Origin of the sequence: Micromonospora jinlongensis, assembly GCF_013410645.1 — a bacterium.
GTDB lineage: Bacteria > Actinomycetota > Actinomycetes > Mycobacteriales > Micromonosporaceae > Micromonospora > Micromonospora zamorensis.
In genome coordinates this window covers 5343182-5359379 of the sequence record NZ_JACCHK010000001.1, presented here as the reverse complement: position 1 = coordinate 5359379, position 16198 = coordinate 5343182, and the positions used below count along the sequence as shown (strand labels likewise).

The 16198-nt window shown below is 72.2% G+C and carries 15 protein-coding genes; 1 reads left to right on the top strand and 14 read right to left on the bottom strand.

Annotated elements, in window-relative coordinates; all coding sequences use genetic code 11:
* Positions 1-49: 49 nt before the first annotated feature.
* From HNR22_RS24125 to HNR22_RS24080, 10 genes are all read right to left on the bottom strand, one after another.
* Positions 50-1246 carry an SIS domain-containing protein gene (locus HNR22_RS24125; protein ID WP_179782251.1) on the bottom strand — a complete coding sequence of 399 codons (1197 nt, stop codon included), beginning with the start codon at positions 1244-1246 and terminating at the stop codon, positions 50-52.
* Complete coding sequence (locus HNR22_RS24120) at positions 1243-1428, bottom strand: Trm112 family protein (RefSeq protein ID WP_030490836.1); 186 nt, start codon at positions 1426-1428, stop codon at positions 1243-1245. The genes HNR22_RS24125 and HNR22_RS24120 overlap by 4 nt, the downstream gene beginning before the upstream one ends.
* A 61-nt stretch (positions 1429-1489) precedes the next feature.
* Complete coding sequence (locus HNR22_RS24115; RefSeq protein WP_179782250.1) at positions 1490-2875, bottom strand: phosphomannomutase/phosphoglucomutase; 1386 nt, start codon at positions 2873-2875, stop codon at positions 1490-1492.
* 70 nt (positions 2876-2945) lie between these two features.
* A complete protein-coding gene (locus HNR22_RS24110; protein ID WP_179782249.1) occupies positions 2946-4004 on the bottom strand; it encodes a hypothetical protein in 1059 nt (352 codons plus the stop codon).
* A 251-nt stretch (positions 4005-4255) separates the two neighbouring features.
* A complete protein-coding gene (gene nfi, locus HNR22_RS24105; protein WP_343060051.1) occupies positions 4256-4921 on the bottom strand; it encodes a deoxyribonuclease V in 666 nt (221 codons plus the stop codon).
* Positions 4922-5076: 155 nt separating this feature from the next.
* The gene (locus HNR22_RS24100) at positions 5077-5370 is read right to left on the bottom strand and encodes a hypothetical protein (protein ID WP_179782247.1); all 294 of its coding nucleotides are present in this window, start codon (positions 5368-5370) and stop codon (positions 5077-5079) included.
* 198 nt (positions 5371-5568) lie between these two features.
* Positions 5569-5952, bottom strand: coding sequence for a hypothetical protein (locus HNR22_RS24095; RefSeq protein ID WP_343059946.1), 384 nt, complete (start codon positions 5950-5952; stop codon positions 5569-5571).
* A gap of 56 nt (positions 5953-6008) precedes the next feature.
* Positions 6009-10478, bottom strand: a complete 4470-nt coding sequence (locus tag HNR22_RS24090; protein WP_179782245.1) for a toxin glutamine deamidase domain-containing protein — start codon at positions 10476-10478, stop codon at positions 6009-6011.
* Between the two features lie 15 nt (positions 10479-10493).
* Positions 10494-10826, bottom strand: coding sequence for a hypothetical protein (locus tag HNR22_RS24085; protein WP_179782244.1), 333 nt, complete (start codon positions 10824-10826; stop codon positions 10494-10496).
* Positions 10823-11245, bottom strand: coding sequence for a YbaB/EbfC family nucleoid-associated protein (locus HNR22_RS24080; protein WP_179782243.1), 423 nt, complete (start codon positions 11243-11245; stop codon positions 10823-10825). The genes HNR22_RS24085 and HNR22_RS24080 overlap by 4 nt, the downstream gene beginning before the upstream one ends.
* Before the next feature lie 79 nt (positions 11246-11324).
* On the opposite strand from HNR22_RS24080, the gene HNR22_RS24075 reads away from it, so the two are divergent.
* Complete coding sequence (locus HNR22_RS24075) at positions 11325-12572, top strand: SUKH-3 domain-containing protein (RefSeq protein WP_179782242.1); 1248 nt, start codon at positions 11325-11327, stop codon at positions 12570-12572.
* 4 nt (positions 12573-12576) lie between these two features.
* On the opposite strand, the gene HNR22_RS24070 is transcribed toward HNR22_RS24075, so the two are convergent.
* From HNR22_RS24070 to HNR22_RS24055, 4 genes are read right to left on the bottom strand one after another with little or no spacing between them, the layout of a single operon-like run.
* The gene (locus HNR22_RS24070) at positions 12577-13248 is read right to left on the bottom strand and encodes an RlpA-like double-psi beta-barrel domain-containing protein (RefSeq protein ID WP_179782241.1); all 672 of its coding nucleotides are present in this window, start codon (positions 13246-13248) and stop codon (positions 12577-12579) included.
* A 58-nt stretch (positions 13249-13306) separates the two neighbouring features.
* Positions 13307-13984: a M15 family metallopeptidase gene (locus HNR22_RS24065; protein WP_179782240.1), complete on the bottom strand. Its 678-nt coding sequence runs from the start codon at positions 13982-13984 to the stop codon at positions 13307-13309.
* Entirely contained in the window at positions 13981-15111 is a 1131-nt protein-coding gene (locus HNR22_RS24060; RefSeq protein ID WP_179782239.1) for a D-alanine--D-alanine ligase, read from the bottom strand. The genes HNR22_RS24065 and HNR22_RS24060 overlap by 4 nt, the downstream gene beginning before the upstream one ends.
* Positions 15108-16133 carry a threonine ammonia-lyase gene (locus HNR22_RS24055; RefSeq protein ID WP_246380996.1) on the bottom strand — a complete coding sequence of 342 codons (1026 nt, stop codon included), beginning with the start codon at positions 16131-16133 and terminating at the stop codon, positions 15108-15110. The genes HNR22_RS24060 and HNR22_RS24055 overlap by 4 nt, the downstream gene beginning before the upstream one ends.
* Positions 16134-16198: the final 65 nt, after the last annotated feature.

Sequence of the window (16198 nt, the reverse complement as noted above, 5' to 3'; positions counted from 1 at the left end):
CGTACGAAGCCGACCGGTCCGCGCATGATGCGCCGCCCATTGCGTTCGTTCACTGGTTCGACAGCTCCTTCATTTCGGTGATGGCCGGCACGGCCATCGGGTCCAGCCCATGGGCCAGGGCAAGGTAGATCGAGGCGAAATCCGGGACCGCGATCAGCGAGGCCAGCCGCTCCAACGCGGAGCCACCCTCGGCGGTCACCACGTCGCACCGCACGCCACGGCGCTCGGCGAGGGTCTGCACCGCGTCCGCGCGGCGCTCCTCGACGGCGAAGGGCTCGTCGGTGTCGTCCTCGGCGTTGAGCCCGCCGTCGCGCAGCAGCACCAACCGCAGCCGCGTGCCCTCGCCGTCGTCCTCGGCCGGGTCGGCGAAGATGTCCCGCTCCCCCTCGGCCAGACCGCCGAAGACACCGTCGAGCAGCCCGACCCGACCGCGACCGGCCTCACCGAGCGCCCCGGTGACCACCGGGTAGCGGGCGTTGGCCGACAGGGTGTCGCCGAACCGGCGGGCGGCCACGGTGGCCAGCGGGGACGAGCCCCAGACGATCGGGATCGAACCGGCCAGGCCCAGGGCCAGCGACTTCGCCGGGTTGACGAAGGACTCGGCGGCGGACCGGCAGCGGTCGGCATCCGCGTCGAGCCGGGCCGCGGTCTCCGCCAGGTCCGCCTCGTTGACCTTCACGAGCCCGAGGGAACGGGCTGCGAGCAGCACCGGCACGGTGAGCGCCCAGAGGCTGGCCCGGGCCGGAGCACGCCGGGGCACCGGAATGAACGGCGCCCGGGCCTGCTCGGCGATCGACTGCAACTGCGAGTCGGGGGCACCCACGGCGACCAGTCGGGCACCGCGCCGGTGCGCCGCCTCGGCCGCGCCGAGCGCCTCCGGGCTACGACCGGACGCGCTCACCGCGATCACCACATCGGCCGCGCCCACCCAACCGGGTACGCCGGCGCTGCGGTGCCCGATGATCGGGACCGGGCAGCGCGGCCCGGCGACAGTGGCCAGCACGTCTCCGGTACGCCCCGCCGTGCCGATGCCGGCGATGACCACGGCTCGGGGCCGCCCGTCGTCGGCGAGCACCGCCAGGTTCGCCTCGGCAGCCAGTGCGGCGCTCTCGCGGACCTGCGCACCGGCCGACGCCGTGTGCCGGAGCATGCCGCCCGGGTCGTGCTCGGCCAGCGCCTCCGGGTTGTCGAGCAGGGCCTCGTCGGCATCGCGACGTCCGCTGACCCCGGCCGTACCGTCGATCACGACGGCTGCCCGGGGCCGCCGCGCGCCTCGTCCAGCAACAGCACCGGTACGTCGTCGCGGACCTCGAAGATCCGACCGCACTCCGTGCAGGTCAACGTCTGCGCCTCGGCGTCGTAGGTGAGCGGGGCGTGGTGCGTGTCCGGACAGGCGAGAATCTCGAGCAACTGCGGATCCAGGGCCATGGCACGGCTCCTTCCACGTGTGCGGCTTCACCGGCGGCGGTGCCGACCGGCGCAGGCGATCTTATCGGCGAACGCGGTCCAGCACGTCGTCCCGGAGCGAGACCATCCGATCCCGGGTGGGTGCCTCGACGTTGAGCCGCAGCAGCGGCTCGGTGTTGGAGGCGCGCAGGTTGAACCACGCGCCGTCGGGGAATCGCAGGGTGAGTCCGTCCATCTCGTCGGCCACCGCGTCCGGGTACGCGGCCCGCACCTCGGCCACCGCCGCCGCCTGGTCGGACACAGTCGAGTTGATCTCGCCCGAGGCGACGTAACGCTCGAACTCGCCGGCCAACACGGAAAGTGGCAGCGACTGCTCGCCCAACGCGGCCAGCGTGTGCATCGCCGCGAGCATTCCGGTGTCGGCGAACCAGAAGTCACGGAAGTAGTAGTGCGCGGAGTGTTCGCCGCCGAAGACAGCATTGGTGCGGGCCATCTCCGCCTTGATGAACGAGTGCCCGACCCGGGCGACGACCGGGTGCCCACCGTGCTCACGGATGATCTCCGCGACCGCGCTGGAGGTGATCAGACCGTGGATCACGGTGGAGCCCGGGTGCTTGGCCAGCTCACGCGCGGCGACGAGGGCGGTGATCGCCGAGGGCGAGACCGGCTCGCCGCGCTCGTCCACCACGAAACACCGGTCGGCGTCACCATCGAAGGCCAGCCCGATGTCGGCACCGTGCTCGACCACCGCGCGCTGGAGGTCGACCAGGTTGGCCGGGTCCAGGGGGTTGGCCTCGTGATTGGGGAAGCTGCCGTCCAACTCGAAGTAGAGCGGCACGATCTCCAGCGGCAGCGCCGACAGGGCGGCGTCGCCCAGCACGGTGGGGACGGTGAAACCGCCCATCCCGTTACCGGCGTCGACGACGACCTTCAGCGGCCGGATGCCCGAGAGGTCGACCAGCTTGCGCAGGTAGCCGGCGTAGTCGGGGAGCATGTCACGTCGCTCGGCCGGCCGGGTCGGCTCACCGGCCGGACGGGCCTCGCCCGAGCCCAGGAGGGCCTGGGCCCGGTCCCGGATTTCCGTCAGGCCGCTCTCCTGGCCGATCGGCCGGGCACCGGAGCGGCACATCTTGATGCCGTTGTACTGCGCGGGGTTGTGACTGGCGGTGAACATCGCACCGGGCAGGTCGAGCGAGCCGGAGGCGAAGTAGAGCAGGTCGGTGGAGGCAAGCCCGATCTCGATCACCGAGCGCCCCTCGGCCCGTACGCCGGCGGCGAACGCGGCGGCCAGGCCGGGCGAGGTGGCCCGCATGTCGTACCCGACGACAACCGCGTCGCCCGGCTCGTCGGTGGAGTTGAGCAGCTGGGTGAAGGCGGCTCCCAGTGCCTCGGCGGCCCGCTCGTCCCACTGGTCCGGCACCGTCCCTCGGACGTCATACGCCTTCACAATCTGGGACAGATCAGACACGTGTTCCGCTCCTTGGCCGCAAGTTGGACACCGATCCTGAGCCTAACGGAGGGTTCGTGTCTCGCCCCGCTCAGCCCGGGAGCCGGGGAATGAAGACAGTGTGGCCGCCCTCGTCCGTCGGCGGGTCCCCGGGCAGCGGTCGGGTTCCGGGCGTCCCCGGCATCGGCTGCGTCGCCTCCGGCACCGCACCGGCACCGCCGGGGCGCGCACCGTAGACCCCACCGGTGGCAGGGCGCGGGGACGGCACCGCACCCCAGCCGGCGGCCGGTGGCTGCTGGCCGTACACCTGACCGGGGCGACCGGGCGCGGCCGGCGACCCACCGCCGGCGCGGTAGGTGGTGCCGCCGGGGTTACCCGGCAGCACCTCGGGCGACTGGTCGGACGGCTTGCGGTCCTGCCGCGAGCGACGCACCAGCAGCACGATGAGCAGCAGGCCGACCGCCACCATCGCGATGCCGAAGAACATCACCATTGAACCTCCTCCGGACGACTCCGCGGCAGTCGCCGTGGTGTTCGGGGCACTCGACACAACGCCCGGGGCGGCCGGGTTCACCGCCTCGTCGACGGTCACGACCTCGGACGGGCTCGGGGTGGGCGTCGGCTTCTTCGACGGCGTCGGCGACGGGCTGACCCGCGCGCCGGTCACCTTCGCCGTGTCGCTGCCCCGGCCCAACTCGTGACCGATGGCGCTGACACCCGCGCCGCTGACGACGAGTTGACCACCCGGGACACCCGCGGCGAACGCCACCCGGTACCGCACCGTGATGCCCTTGCCCTTGCACAGGGTCGGTTTCGCCGGCGACGTCTGCGCGGTGGCCACCGTGCCGCCACCACCCGAGACACCCACCGGCAACCAGCGACCGCCCGCGTTGACCTCGACCTTCACCTGGTCCGGCTGAAGACCCTCCAGGCGCAGACCCAGCGCGGTACGCAGCAGGACGCACCCATTGGTGCGCTTGCGCACCGCGATGTTCACCCCCTGCGGAGAACCGCCGGCGGCGAAGCTGCTGGCCGCACCCACCCGGACCGAGTCCTCGTCGGCCAGCGCCGGTGACGCACCGAGCATCACCAGGCCGCCCACCAGACCGCAGACCGCCGCGAGCTGTGCCGCGCGTCGACGCACCGTCATGATCACCTCGCCGTTCTCCCCGGGTGGGGTCCGCGGGTCAGGCTACTACCGGCCCACCTACCCCACCGGTCATAGAGCGGCCCGGATGTGTGCGGCGTTACGGTTTACGGCCCGGCCCGCCGACCTGCAAAAAGGTCGCGCAGGTCCGGCCGGAGCGCGTTCCGACCGGCCCGCCGGGCGCGATCAGTCGGCGTGCCCGGTGGGGTCGGGTCGGCGTGCGCGGTGCGGTCGGGTCGGTGTGCGCGGTGCGGTCAGTCGGTCTGCTCGGCGCTGGCGAGGGCGTCGCGGCTGAGTCGGTCGGCGGTGCGGGTGGTCTCCGGCAGCCGGTAGCGCTGGGCCAGCGCGAGCACCCGCGCTGTCGCGTTCTCCAGGCCCATCCGATGCCCGACGCTGACGAAGACCGGCTTCACCCCGTCCTGGGTCCGCAACACCCGTCCGACGACGTCACCGCCGTCGCGCAGCGGCGACCAGGCACCCCGCTCGGCGGCCGGCGGATCCCACGTCCCGACCAGCGGCGTCTTCCCCACCCCGATCGCGGGCAACCCGGTGACCACGCCAAGGTGGCAGGCCAGCCCGAACCGCCGCGGATGGGCCAGCCCGTGCCCGTCGCAGACCAGCAGGTCGGGCAGGACGCTCAGGCGGTCCAACGCGGTGAGCAGCGCGGGCAACTCACGAAAGGCGAACAACCCCGGCACGTAGTCGAACGCGGGCTCTCCCACGCTGACCGCGGAATCCACCACCTCCAACGTCCCGGCGTCCAGCACCGTCACGGCCGCCGCCAAGAGGTCACCACCCTGGCCGTACGCGACGTCCAGGCCGGCCACCGTCGCGGGCGCGCTGGGCCCCGGCCCGACCAGGTCGACCAACGGCCGCAACTCCTCCTGTACGGTCACCGCCTCCGCCACGCTGCCCGGCACCACGACACGGCTCAGCGCCGTTTCCCCCAGAGCCGCCGCTCGGCCCGGCGCCGCCGCTCGGCCCGGCGCCGCCCCCGGGCGTGATCCACTCGACTTCATGAAAATCGGGCTATCCGACAGACCCGGATGCCCCGGTTTCACCAAACCGGAGTCGATCACCCTCGGCGCGAGCCATCGGCGCGTGCCACGGTGGCGTCGTCAGTCGAGATGCTGCCCTGACCCGCGTCCGTGGAGCTGACATCTCGCCCCGCCGCCCCGTCGACGGGGGTGCCACCGGTCCGACGCCTGGTCGCACCGAAGGCGACCGCGAAGACAACCCCGAGGGCGACACCGAAGGCCACCCCGCCCTTCGAACCGAACACGGGAATGCCGACAGCCAGACCGATCATGAGGCCGACCGGCCATGCCCAGAGGTTGGACTTGGTGCTCTCCGTACCGGGTCTCGCCATGCGTCGATGTTATTCGGCTCTGCCACTTCCCCGCCCGCGCCGCCTGCTTTCCACGACAGCGGCGACCTACGTTCGGTCCGGCGAGGCCCAACCGGTCGCGGGCCTGCTCGATCCACCGGCCGTCCCCGTGGGCGCCGCTGCCCAGCCCCACGGTCGTCACCGACCCGCCCTTCCATCGATCCGCTCGCGGAGCAACGCCTATTTCGCTCTAGCTATATCGGGATCCGCGCCCGGATCACCGGCCGCGCGAAGCTGCTCCTCGAACATCACGAAGGTTCGCTGCCGAATCCCGTGAATGAGGGCTCGTTCCTTCGACGTCAGGTGACGATCTTCGGCCTTCGCCACATCCCTGACCGCCTGTATCGTCTCGTAGAGCGCGAATATCGGGCCGTTGCCCTCCAGATAGTGAGCCCGAAAGCGCTCCACCTCCTGCACGAACTCCTCAGGGGTACGCCGAAAAACCTCTCCACCGACATCGAAGACAATCTCGCTGAAGATGTCGTTCTTCTCATGCCAGCCGCCGGTATCGATGGAAACCCTCCATACCCTGGCACCACCGTCGGGAGTCGTCACGATCTTCACCGGTGACTGGTAATAGAGGTAGTAGGACGGGAGCACCAAGCCCGGCATTTGGACCATCACGTGTCCCCTTCATAGGTCGATTGCAATGCCTGCCAGAACAGCTGTTGTTCCCGTCGGAGAATTCCATCCGCGATGGCTCCCTCGCGCGGCGTCAGCGCACGACCCTCGGCTCGGGCCAAGGCCTGCACATCACGGCGAACCTCATACAACGCATGCTCCCAGACCGCCACCGCGTCGAGCGCCGCCAGGTGCAGCCGGAACTCGGCCATGTGCCCGTTCCCCATCCGCAGTACGAGTTGCACGTCCCGATAGCCGCTGTCCTGCGGGGATATGAACCGGTCGCGGCAACTCACGATGACGACGTTTGGATGATCCCGTACTCGTTCAAGCGCCGCGTACAGGTCATCGAGGTTGCGGAACTCGACTTTCGCACCCGCCAGATCGAGCAACTTGGACGCGTCGCCCTGATACTTGTCCACCTTGTCCTCGGCACGGCGACGGTCCTTGGGCTGGGAACGCCAGCCCGGCTCGCCGACACGTCGATCACCGACCTGGGCCAGGGACATCGCCAACTGATTCAGCTCGGTCTGGGCGACCGCTGCCGCCGCGTAGAGGCTGTCCAGGTAGTGCTGCCGATATGAAGGGTCAGCCTGACGGCGGTTGTCGAATCCCGGTTGGTTCGCCGAATCATCCGGCAGTCGAATACTCGCGCTGATCCGCCGCTGGTCGTCGGTAAGCGGCGTCGGCTGGGGCTGGTCCGCAACCCTGCCGGTCGCCGTCTCCAACGCCACGGCCTCCGACCGGGCGACGTCTTCGAGCACCTCGGCGAGGACGTCGATGGCCTGCTGATGACCAGCCAGGTGATAGAGAGTCAACGGGCGTGCGGTCAGCGAGTTCGCGAGTTCGGGTGCCGACAGGATCAGGCGTGCCAGGTCTGGACGCCGCACCAACTGCCGGGTCAGACGCTCGGCCAGTTCGGGCTCGTTGGCGGGCGGCTCCCTACGTGCGTGATCGAGCATGTCGCGGACACGGCCGTCGGCGAACAGCTGCGCCACATCCCGGGCCGACGACTCGTCCAGGTCGGGTACCAGACGACGGAGCGCAGGTGGGTCGATCGCCGCCGCGAAGTCGGCTGGACTCACTCCGGCCGCGAAGATCTCATCCAGGCTGCCTGCCGTCGAGACGACACGGGCCGGGCCACTCATCGAGGGTTGGTCCCGAACAGTGCTGGACGAGGTGTCGACGGGCTCGGCGTCACCCACGTCTGCCGAGCCCGGGCCGTCCAGCAGTAGGTACATCCGGTTGATGTACGGGTCACCGTGGCCGCCGTTGTCGTCCGTCGACGGATGGTCGGGCAGGTCGGGGCGCTCGCTGAACCGGCCCCGGGGCAGCCCGCCGAGCGGCATCGGTCGCCCGTCTCCGCTCAGCACCAGCGCGTCGATGCCCACCACATCGGGATACAGGGGATGGTCCCGGACCACCGCGTTCTGCGGGTCGACGTAGAGCACTGTGCCGTTCTGGTTGAGCGCCACCCAGGCGTGGGAACCGCCGTGCGGCCACTCGGTGACCAGGAACGCGTAGCTGCCGTGGCCTCCCAGCAGCAGTTGGTCGCGCAGGTTGCGGTAGCCCCGGTCGGCGGCCTGCCGTGCCTGCTCGGCGTACGGACGCTGGCCGGACGGCGGGGCGAGGAGTTGCTGGAAGCGCCCGCCGGTGACGTCCTCCACCCGGCCTGGGCCGCCTGCCTCGCCGCGGATCGGGCGCCGGATGTCCCCGTCCAGGTACCCGTCGAAGGTACGCGGCGCCGACACCCGTGGCCGCCCGTGCACCCAGGTCTCGAACAACGACAGTGTGCAGTCCAGGCAGTTGATGCCCCGGGTGGCGTCGGCTGCGGGACCTCCGTCGTTCAGCAGCCGGAACCAGCCGCCCCGGCGGGGGTCGGCGGTGCGGGTGATGGTGCCGTCCGACTCGCGGGGCATCTGCCGTTCGACGTCGACCTGGTGCAGGGCGAGCGGTGGGCGCAGTCCCCCGGGCCGCCCGTACGGCCGGGAATCGTCGATGGGCGGGGGCACGTCGTCACCGGTGAGCCGGGACGGCCCGGCAGTCTCCACAGCGCCGAGCGCGAGCGCGCCCACGTCCCTGTTCGCGTGCTCGAAGGTGCCGGCGCCGAGGTCCACCACCGGCGGCGCCGTGGTGCCGGCCAGCACCGCGTCCGCGAGGTCACGCCATTGGGCGTACGCGCGTGTCTCGTCGTTCGCGGCCCGCTGCCAGCCGTCGGCCCACTGTCGGTGACCTGCTCGGTGCAGCTGTCGGGCGTAGGTGGCGTACTCGACCGCCCGGCGATCGTGCTCCGCGGCCCGGGCGTGCAGTCGGGTGGCCTCCGCCTGCCGACGGTTGTTCTCGAAGCCGGTCCGTTGCGACTCGTAGTGGCCCTGGTAGCGCCGCCGCTCGGCGGCTTCCGCCTCGGCGGCCCACTGCGCCGCGTACCAGTCGTCGGGGTCGGTCGCCGGTACGACCGGATCGCCGAACGCCACCTCGACGGGAATCGACGCCCTGCCCCGGGCGGGATGGTCGGTTGGGCGCGCCTCCCGTGTCGGGGAGCGCGGCGGCACGGCGGATCGGCCCAGCACTGTCGGGGTGCCCGGCGGGCGGCTGGTCGTGCTTGGGGCAGCGAAGGAGAACGGCGTTGTCGGGCCGACGGTGGTCGTCGGTGGTGGCGCGCCGGCCGACGGAGACCACGTGACCGGGCCAGCGGTGGGGGTGTGCGGCGAACTGCCGGGCGTGACACCGGGGGCCGGTCCGCTGCTCGGCTCGAGGGTCCCGGCCACAGGTGCGGTCACCGAAGAAAGCCGCGTATCGGTGCCCGACGACGAGAGCCGCGAGTCAGCAACCACCGACGAGAGCCTCGGATCCTCAACCGCCGACGAGGACCTCGGATCAGCAGCGACCGACGAGACCGTCGGTTCGGCCGCGACCTGGTGTGTTGCGCCCGCCGCCTGCGACAGGGGCCCATCCGTCGACGGCGTCGGCTCGATCGGGCGCAGCGAGCGGTCGACGGCGTCCACGTCGGACACCGCGCCCGATGAGGATGGTGACGACACGTGCAGCTCGGCGGCAACCGCGGGCAGGTCGGAGGCGGCGACGGACGGGCCGGTCACCCGCGACGGATGAACGCCCGGGTCCGTCGCCATCTCGGCGGGCGGCGGCGTCGGCTGGTCCGGCGACGTGGCGGCGACTGCCGTCGCCTGCACCACCGGCGACGAGATCTCCCCACTCGCACCAGCCGAAGGCACCACACCCGCCGCAGAAGCCGCACCCACGGAAGACGCCGCACCCACGAAAGATGCCGCACCCGAAGACGAGGCCGCGTCCGAAGAAATTGCCCCATCCACAGAAGACGCCGCACCCACAGAAGCAGCCGCGCCCGAAGAAGACGCCGCCCCCGAGAGAGCCGCATCCCCCGACACCCCCACGGACGGCAGCGACGGGCTGGCGAATGATGCCCCGGCGAGGGCGTTGGCCTGCGCGTCGAGTCGTGCCCGTAACGCGTGGTCGGTCTGGCCGGTCGCCGAGCCGGTGGCGCCGGACGCGGCAGCGCGTGCCACGTCCTCCATCGAGGTGAGGCCCTGGCCGGTGGCCAGGCTGGCAGCGCTGTCGGCGAGCACCTCGCCGGTCATCTCCCGCCCCAGGTGCTCTCCGATCCGGGCCGCCCGCCCGGTGGCGTGCCGGCCCAGGACGGCAAGCGGAGCCACCGCCCCGCCGGCGAGCCCGCCGACCGCGGACGCGCCGAGGTCGGTCATGTCCAGGCCGTGCGTCCGCCCGGTGGAGTTCTGGTACGCCTGGGTGGCCAGGGTGACGCCACTCTCCTCGGCCGCCTCCTCCAATCCTCCACGGGCGGCCCGCTTGGCGAGCCCTCGCACGCCACCCCGGGTGACCTCCTTGGCGGCCCGTTCGCCGGCCTCCTTGAGCCCGTGTCTGAGGGACTTGCTGGCCAGTTGACCCATCAGCCGCTTGAAGATCTGCTGGATCAGCAGCCGGGTCGCGGTCATCGCCGCGCCGGCGGCGGGGGTTGCGGCACCGGCGGTCAGCACCGCCGCAACCGCCACCGAGAGCAACTCGATGACCAGGATGCCCAGCTCGATCCAGACTTCCAGCTTGGCGCCCTCGATGTCGCAGCCGCACTCCTCGACCAGCCGGCCCAGGTCGGCGGTGACCGCGAGCAGCACGGGCAGCGGGGCGTCGGCACCCTCGGCGATCCCCCGCCAGGCCGCCACGAACGCCGCGTCGACGGCCCCGACCCCGCCGTACCCGTTGTGCACCTCGGCAGCGGCCGCGGCGGCGTCGGTGTGCGGGCCGGCGAGCACGGTGGCGACTTCGTACCACTGGTCGGCGACGTCCCAGACGGCCCGCTCGTTGCCCTCCGGCCACTGCACCCCGACCACCCAGTCGAGGGCCTCGTAGATCCAGCCCGGAACGTCCCACGGTGCGTGGTCGAGGGGGTGCGGGATCGGGCTCGGCAGCACGCTCATCGGGATCGTCGGCCGTCAGCGCTGGTCGGTGACCCGACCGAACCGGGCGGCGCTGGCCCCGTCGGTCTGCACGCTCGCGTCGACCGCGCGGACCACGTCGCCGCCCAACTCGGTGAGCTGGTGCCCGACGCCCGCCCAGGCCCGCAGCACGGTCTGCTCGATCGCGCGGTAGTTGCGCTCGAACGCGGCGCCGATGTCGTCGCGGCCCCATGGCCGGGCACCGCTGGCAGCCTCGATCGCCCCGCCTTTCGCCGCTCGACGGGCCGTGACCGCCTCGCCGGCGAGCGCCAGGTCGGTGCCGCCCCGACGCGCCCGGGACGGATCGAGCCAGAGCTGCCCGTCGGTCATGCCGTCCCCTCACGCCTGCCGAGCACGGCGTCGGCCCGGCCGAGCAGGGCCGCGTAGTCGCCGGTGCGCAGGAAGTCCATCGAGCCGGAGCTGGCCGGCACGGTCTCGGCGATGAGGTCGCGGGTGGCGTCGGCGGCGGCGGTCGCGGCGGTCCGGATCGTTTCGGTGATTTTTCGGCCGAGTGCCCCGGCGTCCCGCTCGCGGTAGACGGCGGGCGTCAGCTCGACCTCGATGACCTCGCCCCGGGCACCGACCGTGGCGGTGACCTGCCCGTCGGCCGACCGGCGAGTCACCCGCAACTCGGCGAGCCTCGTCTGGAGGGTGTCCAAACCGGACCTGAGCTGCTGATATTGCCCGTACACATCATCGAACCGGGCCCGTAGCTCGCGGTTGGCGTGCCGGTCCACCTGTTCGCTCACCGCCGCCCCTCCCGTCACCGTCGGTAGAGCAGCACCATACCGGCTGCCATCGATCCGTGTAGTCCGGTAGTTTCAGTGCGTGATCGACCGTCAACAGGCCGAGCAGCTCGCGGCCACCTGGGCCCGCCGCGACTCGCAGCGCCTCGGGCACGAGTGCACAGCGATGGTCGACGAGTTCGACCTCGGCTTCGTCATCACATCGGTCGTGCCGACCGAGGTGCGTACGGTCCCGGGGGACCTGCCGACGACGGTCATCGACAAGCAGACCGGCAAGGTCACCACCTGGCCGCGGGTGCCGAGCGATGTGGTGGCGGATCTGTACCGACGCAGCCGTCCCACCGGGCCGGCCTCTCCCCGCACCGTCGACCCGTCGAGTCTGCTGGCTCGGGAGATCCACCGGGCAGCCACCCCGAACACCGCCGCCCACCTGGCGCTCGACGGGCGGATCTGGACCGCCCAGGGCACCAAGGCCGACGTCCCGCTCAACCATCACCCGCTGGTCCGCAGCTATCTGGACCAGCTACCCCCGGGTGACCTGGTTCGGGGCGGGGAGGCGCACGCCGAGCTGATCGTGGTCTCCGACGTCCTGCACGAGTACGACCACCGCCGGGCCGCCGAGGGCATCGCGCCGATGGGTCGGGCCGAGGCGGCGGCGCTGCTGGAGGGCGCCCGGTTCGAGATCTTCCGGATCCGGGAGCCGGGTGATCCGGCTGGTGGCCCCGCCGAGCTGCCCTGCGACTCGTGCATCACCTTCCTAGTTCGCGCCAACGTCCTGCCGGAGTCGGCTCGGGCGTACACCGAACCCTGGCGTGCGCCGGCGGCAACCGACCCCGATCCTGGGCGCTTCCCGGCGGAGGTCGCCAACGCGCTGGTCGCGGCCGGGTGGCGACCACACATCGGGGACCAGATCATGGCCGCCGCGGCCGTGCGGGACGTCACCGCCGTGTCGGGGCTGACCCATCAGCACACGGTCTTCCCCGCCGCCGTGGAGGCGCTGACCGCGTTCCCCAGCCTGGTCGGCGCGCGGCGCGGGCGGGGCGAGCAGGTGTGGATCTCCCGTTTCGACATCCGCCCGCACACCATCGCCCACACCGCCGACACCCTCGCGGACTTCGGCGCGGTCCTCGGCGTACGCCTCTTTCCGATCGGCACCGAGCAACAGGACAGCATCCTCGCGGTGGACGAACGCGGCAGGGTCTTCGCGCTCGATCAGGCCGGCGAGTGGTTCCTCGGCGACTCCATCGACAGCGCGCTGACGACTCTGCTGCTGGGCCGCGCACCGGCCCGGGTCCGCGACGACGGCACCTGGTCGGCCGAGCGAGTCTGAGGCGTCAGCGGACGACCTCGACCGTGTTGCGGCGGATGAGGTTCTTGCCCGGCTCACGAATCTGCGCCATCGCGGCATCGTTGAGCAGCACGCAACTGCCCGACGGGCCGGTCACCGTCACCGTCGTCACCCGGTTGTTGTCCAGGTTGGTCACGCGCAGCCGGGTGCCCACCGGGAACTGCCCACTGGTCGCCGCAGGCGCCCCGACCTCGGCGAAGAAGGTGATCGGCCCCGAGCAGACCGAGCGGGGTGCCGGACCGGGTGCGCCGGGGGACGCGACGCCGGGACGGACCGTGCCGGCAGCGGGCTGCCCGACCGGTGCCGCTCCGTCCAGCCGCTCCACCACGTTGCGGCGGATCACGTTCTTGCCCGGCTCCCGGACCAGCTCCATGGCGGCGGCGTTGAGCAGCACACAGCTACCCGACGGGCCGGTCACCGTCACCGTGGCAGCGCGGTTGTTGTCCAGGTTGGTCACCCGCAACCGGGTGCCCACCGGGAAGCGGTCGCTGGTGGCCGCCGGCGCACCGCCCTCCGCCGAGAACGTGACCGAGCCGGAGCAGACGGACGACCGTGCCGGGGTGGTGCCGGCGAACCCGAAGCTGGTCCCCACCGCCACACCCGCCGCGGCGACGACCGCCACGGTCGCCGCCAGCACGTGCCTGCGCTGCACCCTCATCGCCGTCACTCCCGTCCTCGGTGGTGTCCTTCACTCACCTGGTACGGACGGGAGGGCGCTACCGTTCAGCCGGAACGGGTATCGATCGTGCGACGGCCAGGTCCACCGGCCCGTACCGGGTGCGCGGCGCCCCGGTGATCAGTGCCCAGTAACGGTCCCCGTACGACCAGTGCCACCACTCGGTCGGGTAGTTCACCATCCCCGCACCGCCGAGAGCGTCCACCAGGATCTGCCGGTGTCGGCGGGCGGTGCGACCGATCGTGGGTGCGTCGGTGAAGCAGGCGTCGGCACTGTCCTCCGGGGTCGCGTCGATGGCCGTGCCCAGGTCGAGCTCCACCCCGTCGTCGGTGCACAGCGTCAGGTCGACCGCCCCACCGGTGCTGTGCGGGGCCACGTCGACCGGTGAGACGAACTTGGTGGTTTCCCGGTGCAGTCGCTGCGGGGGCCAGTCCGGGTGCCGTCGGCGCAGCTCGTCCCGGTAGCCGGTGAAGATGGCCAACTGCGCCTGGTACGGGCGGTAACCCTCGACGACCAGCAGGCGCAGGCCGGCGGGCAGGGCACGCTGCGCGGCCAGCAGGCGGTCCACCACTCCCGCGCGCAGCCTGGCGTACGCCCCGGCGGGGTCGGCCGCGCGGCCGTCGAGGCGTAGCTCCGGCAGCGCACGCAGGTCCACCAGCGGGTCGCCGTCGTCGGAGCTGGGCACGGCCGCCACCCGGGGATCGGAGAGCAGGATCATCGGGCGTTCCCCACCGGGGTCGCCGGCCGTTCGGCGTGCCGGACACGGGCCAGCTCGACGAGGCGGTCCACCACCTCCCGGTAGCCGACGCCGACGGCCGCCCACACCTTCGGGTACATCGAGTGCGCGGTGAAGCCGGGCATGGTGTTCAGCTCGTTGACGTACACCTCACCGGTCGTCTCGTCGTAGAAGAAGTCCACCCGGGCCAGGCCCCAACCGCCGATCGCGGCGAACGCGCGCAGCGACAGCTCCCGAACCCGCGCTGTCACCTCGTCCGGCAGCGCGGCGGGGACGATCATCGGATCGCTGTCGCCGAAGTACTTCTGCTGGTAGTCGAACCATCCACCGGCGACCCGTACCTCGCCCACCGCCGACGCCTCGGGACGCCAGCCACCGAGAACCGCGCACTCCAGCTCCCTGCCGGTGACCCCCTGCTCGACAATGACGAGCTGGTCGTGGCGCAGCGCCTCCTCCACGGCGGCGGCCAGGTCGTCGCCCTCGCCGACACGAGAGATGCCGATCGAGGAACCCATGCTGGCCGGCTTCACGAAGAGCGGCCGGCGCAGCCCGACGACCAGCTTCTCCGGGTCGTCGGCCGCACGGTAGGTGTGTGCGTCGAACGCGACGTACGGGGTGACCGGAACGCCTTCGGCGCGCAGCGCCCGCTTCATCGCCACCTTGTTCATGCCGACCGCCGAGGCGAGGATGCCGCAGCCGACGTACGGCACGTTCAGCGACTCCAACAGCCCCTGCACCACACCGTCCTCACCGAACGGGCCGTGCAGCACCGGGAAGACCACGTCCAGCTCGGCGTGCACCGCGCCGGGGGCGTTGCCGGCGCACACCTGCACGACGCCGGGACGCGGCCCGGCCCGCAGCTCGACCGACGGCCCGGAAACCACCAGGCGGTCGTCGATGGCCCGCGCACCGGCCGGCCGGTCGCGCAACTCGGCCAGCAGCGCGTCGGGCAGCAGCCGGAACCCGCCGCTGCGGGTGACACCGATGGCGACCGTGCGGTACCCGCCGCCGGCGAGCGCCCGGGCCACGCCGAGCGCGGACGCGCAGGACACCTCGTGCTCCGCCGACGGTCCACCGAACAGGATTCCGATCCGGACAGGCGCGCTCACGCCGCCATCCCCTCGACAGTCGTCACCGTGGCGGACCGCTGGGTGGACAACCGGGCCACCACTGACGCCTCCACGTTCCCGCCGGTCAGCACCACGCCGACCGTCCGCTGCCGACCGGGGCCCACGCGCTCTTCGCCGGCGAGCCGGAGCGCGCCGGCCAGGCCGGCCGCACCGGACGGCTCGGCGAGCACCCTGAGCTCCATCAGGATCAGCCGGAACGCCGCCCCGATCTCGTCGTCGTCGACCCGGACGACCCCGCGCAGCACGTCGCGCACGATGGCGAACGGCAGCTCACCCACGCAGGACGGCCGCAGCCCGTCCGCGATCGTGGGCACCGGCGCGACCGGGACGCGAACACCTGCCGCCAGGCTGCGGGCGAGCGAGTCACAACCGACCGGTTCCACGCCGTACACCTCGATGCCCCTGCCGGCGGCGGCCAGGCACGCACCGGCCACCCCGCCACCACCACCGACCGGTACGACCAGCGCGTCCAGCGGTGTGCCCGCGCGCTCGGCCTCCTCGATCAGCTCCAGGCTGGCCGTGCCCTGCCCGGCGATGACGTCCGGGTGGTCGTACGCGTCGACGACCGGGTGACCGCTCTCGTCGCTGAGCCCGTCGACCACCGCCGCCCGCTCCGCGACGTCGGTGCCGGCGAGCACCACCCGCGCCCCCGCCGCGCGGGCCCGGTCGACCTTCGTCGTCGCCGCGTCGACCGGCAGCACCACGGTCCCCGTGAGCCCGTGCTCCCGGGCCGCCAACGCCACCGCGATCGCGTGGTTGCCGGTGCTCTGCGCGATCACCCCGGTGTGGCCGGAGGCGGCGAGTCGGCCGACCGCCCGCAGCGCGCCCCGCATCTTGTACGAGCCGCCGTTCTGGAGGTTCTCGGCCTTGAGCAGGACTCGAGCACCGGCCAGACCGTCGATCACGGGGGACCGCAGCACGGGTGTGCGGATCACCCGGCCGGCCAGCCAGCGGGCGGCCTCCTCGACATCGGCCCGAACCTGGCCAACGGTGTGTGACAACGTTTTTCTCCTTTCGGGCACACCACAGGCGGGATCCAGCGGTACGCGGGACCCCGGAAGGTGGG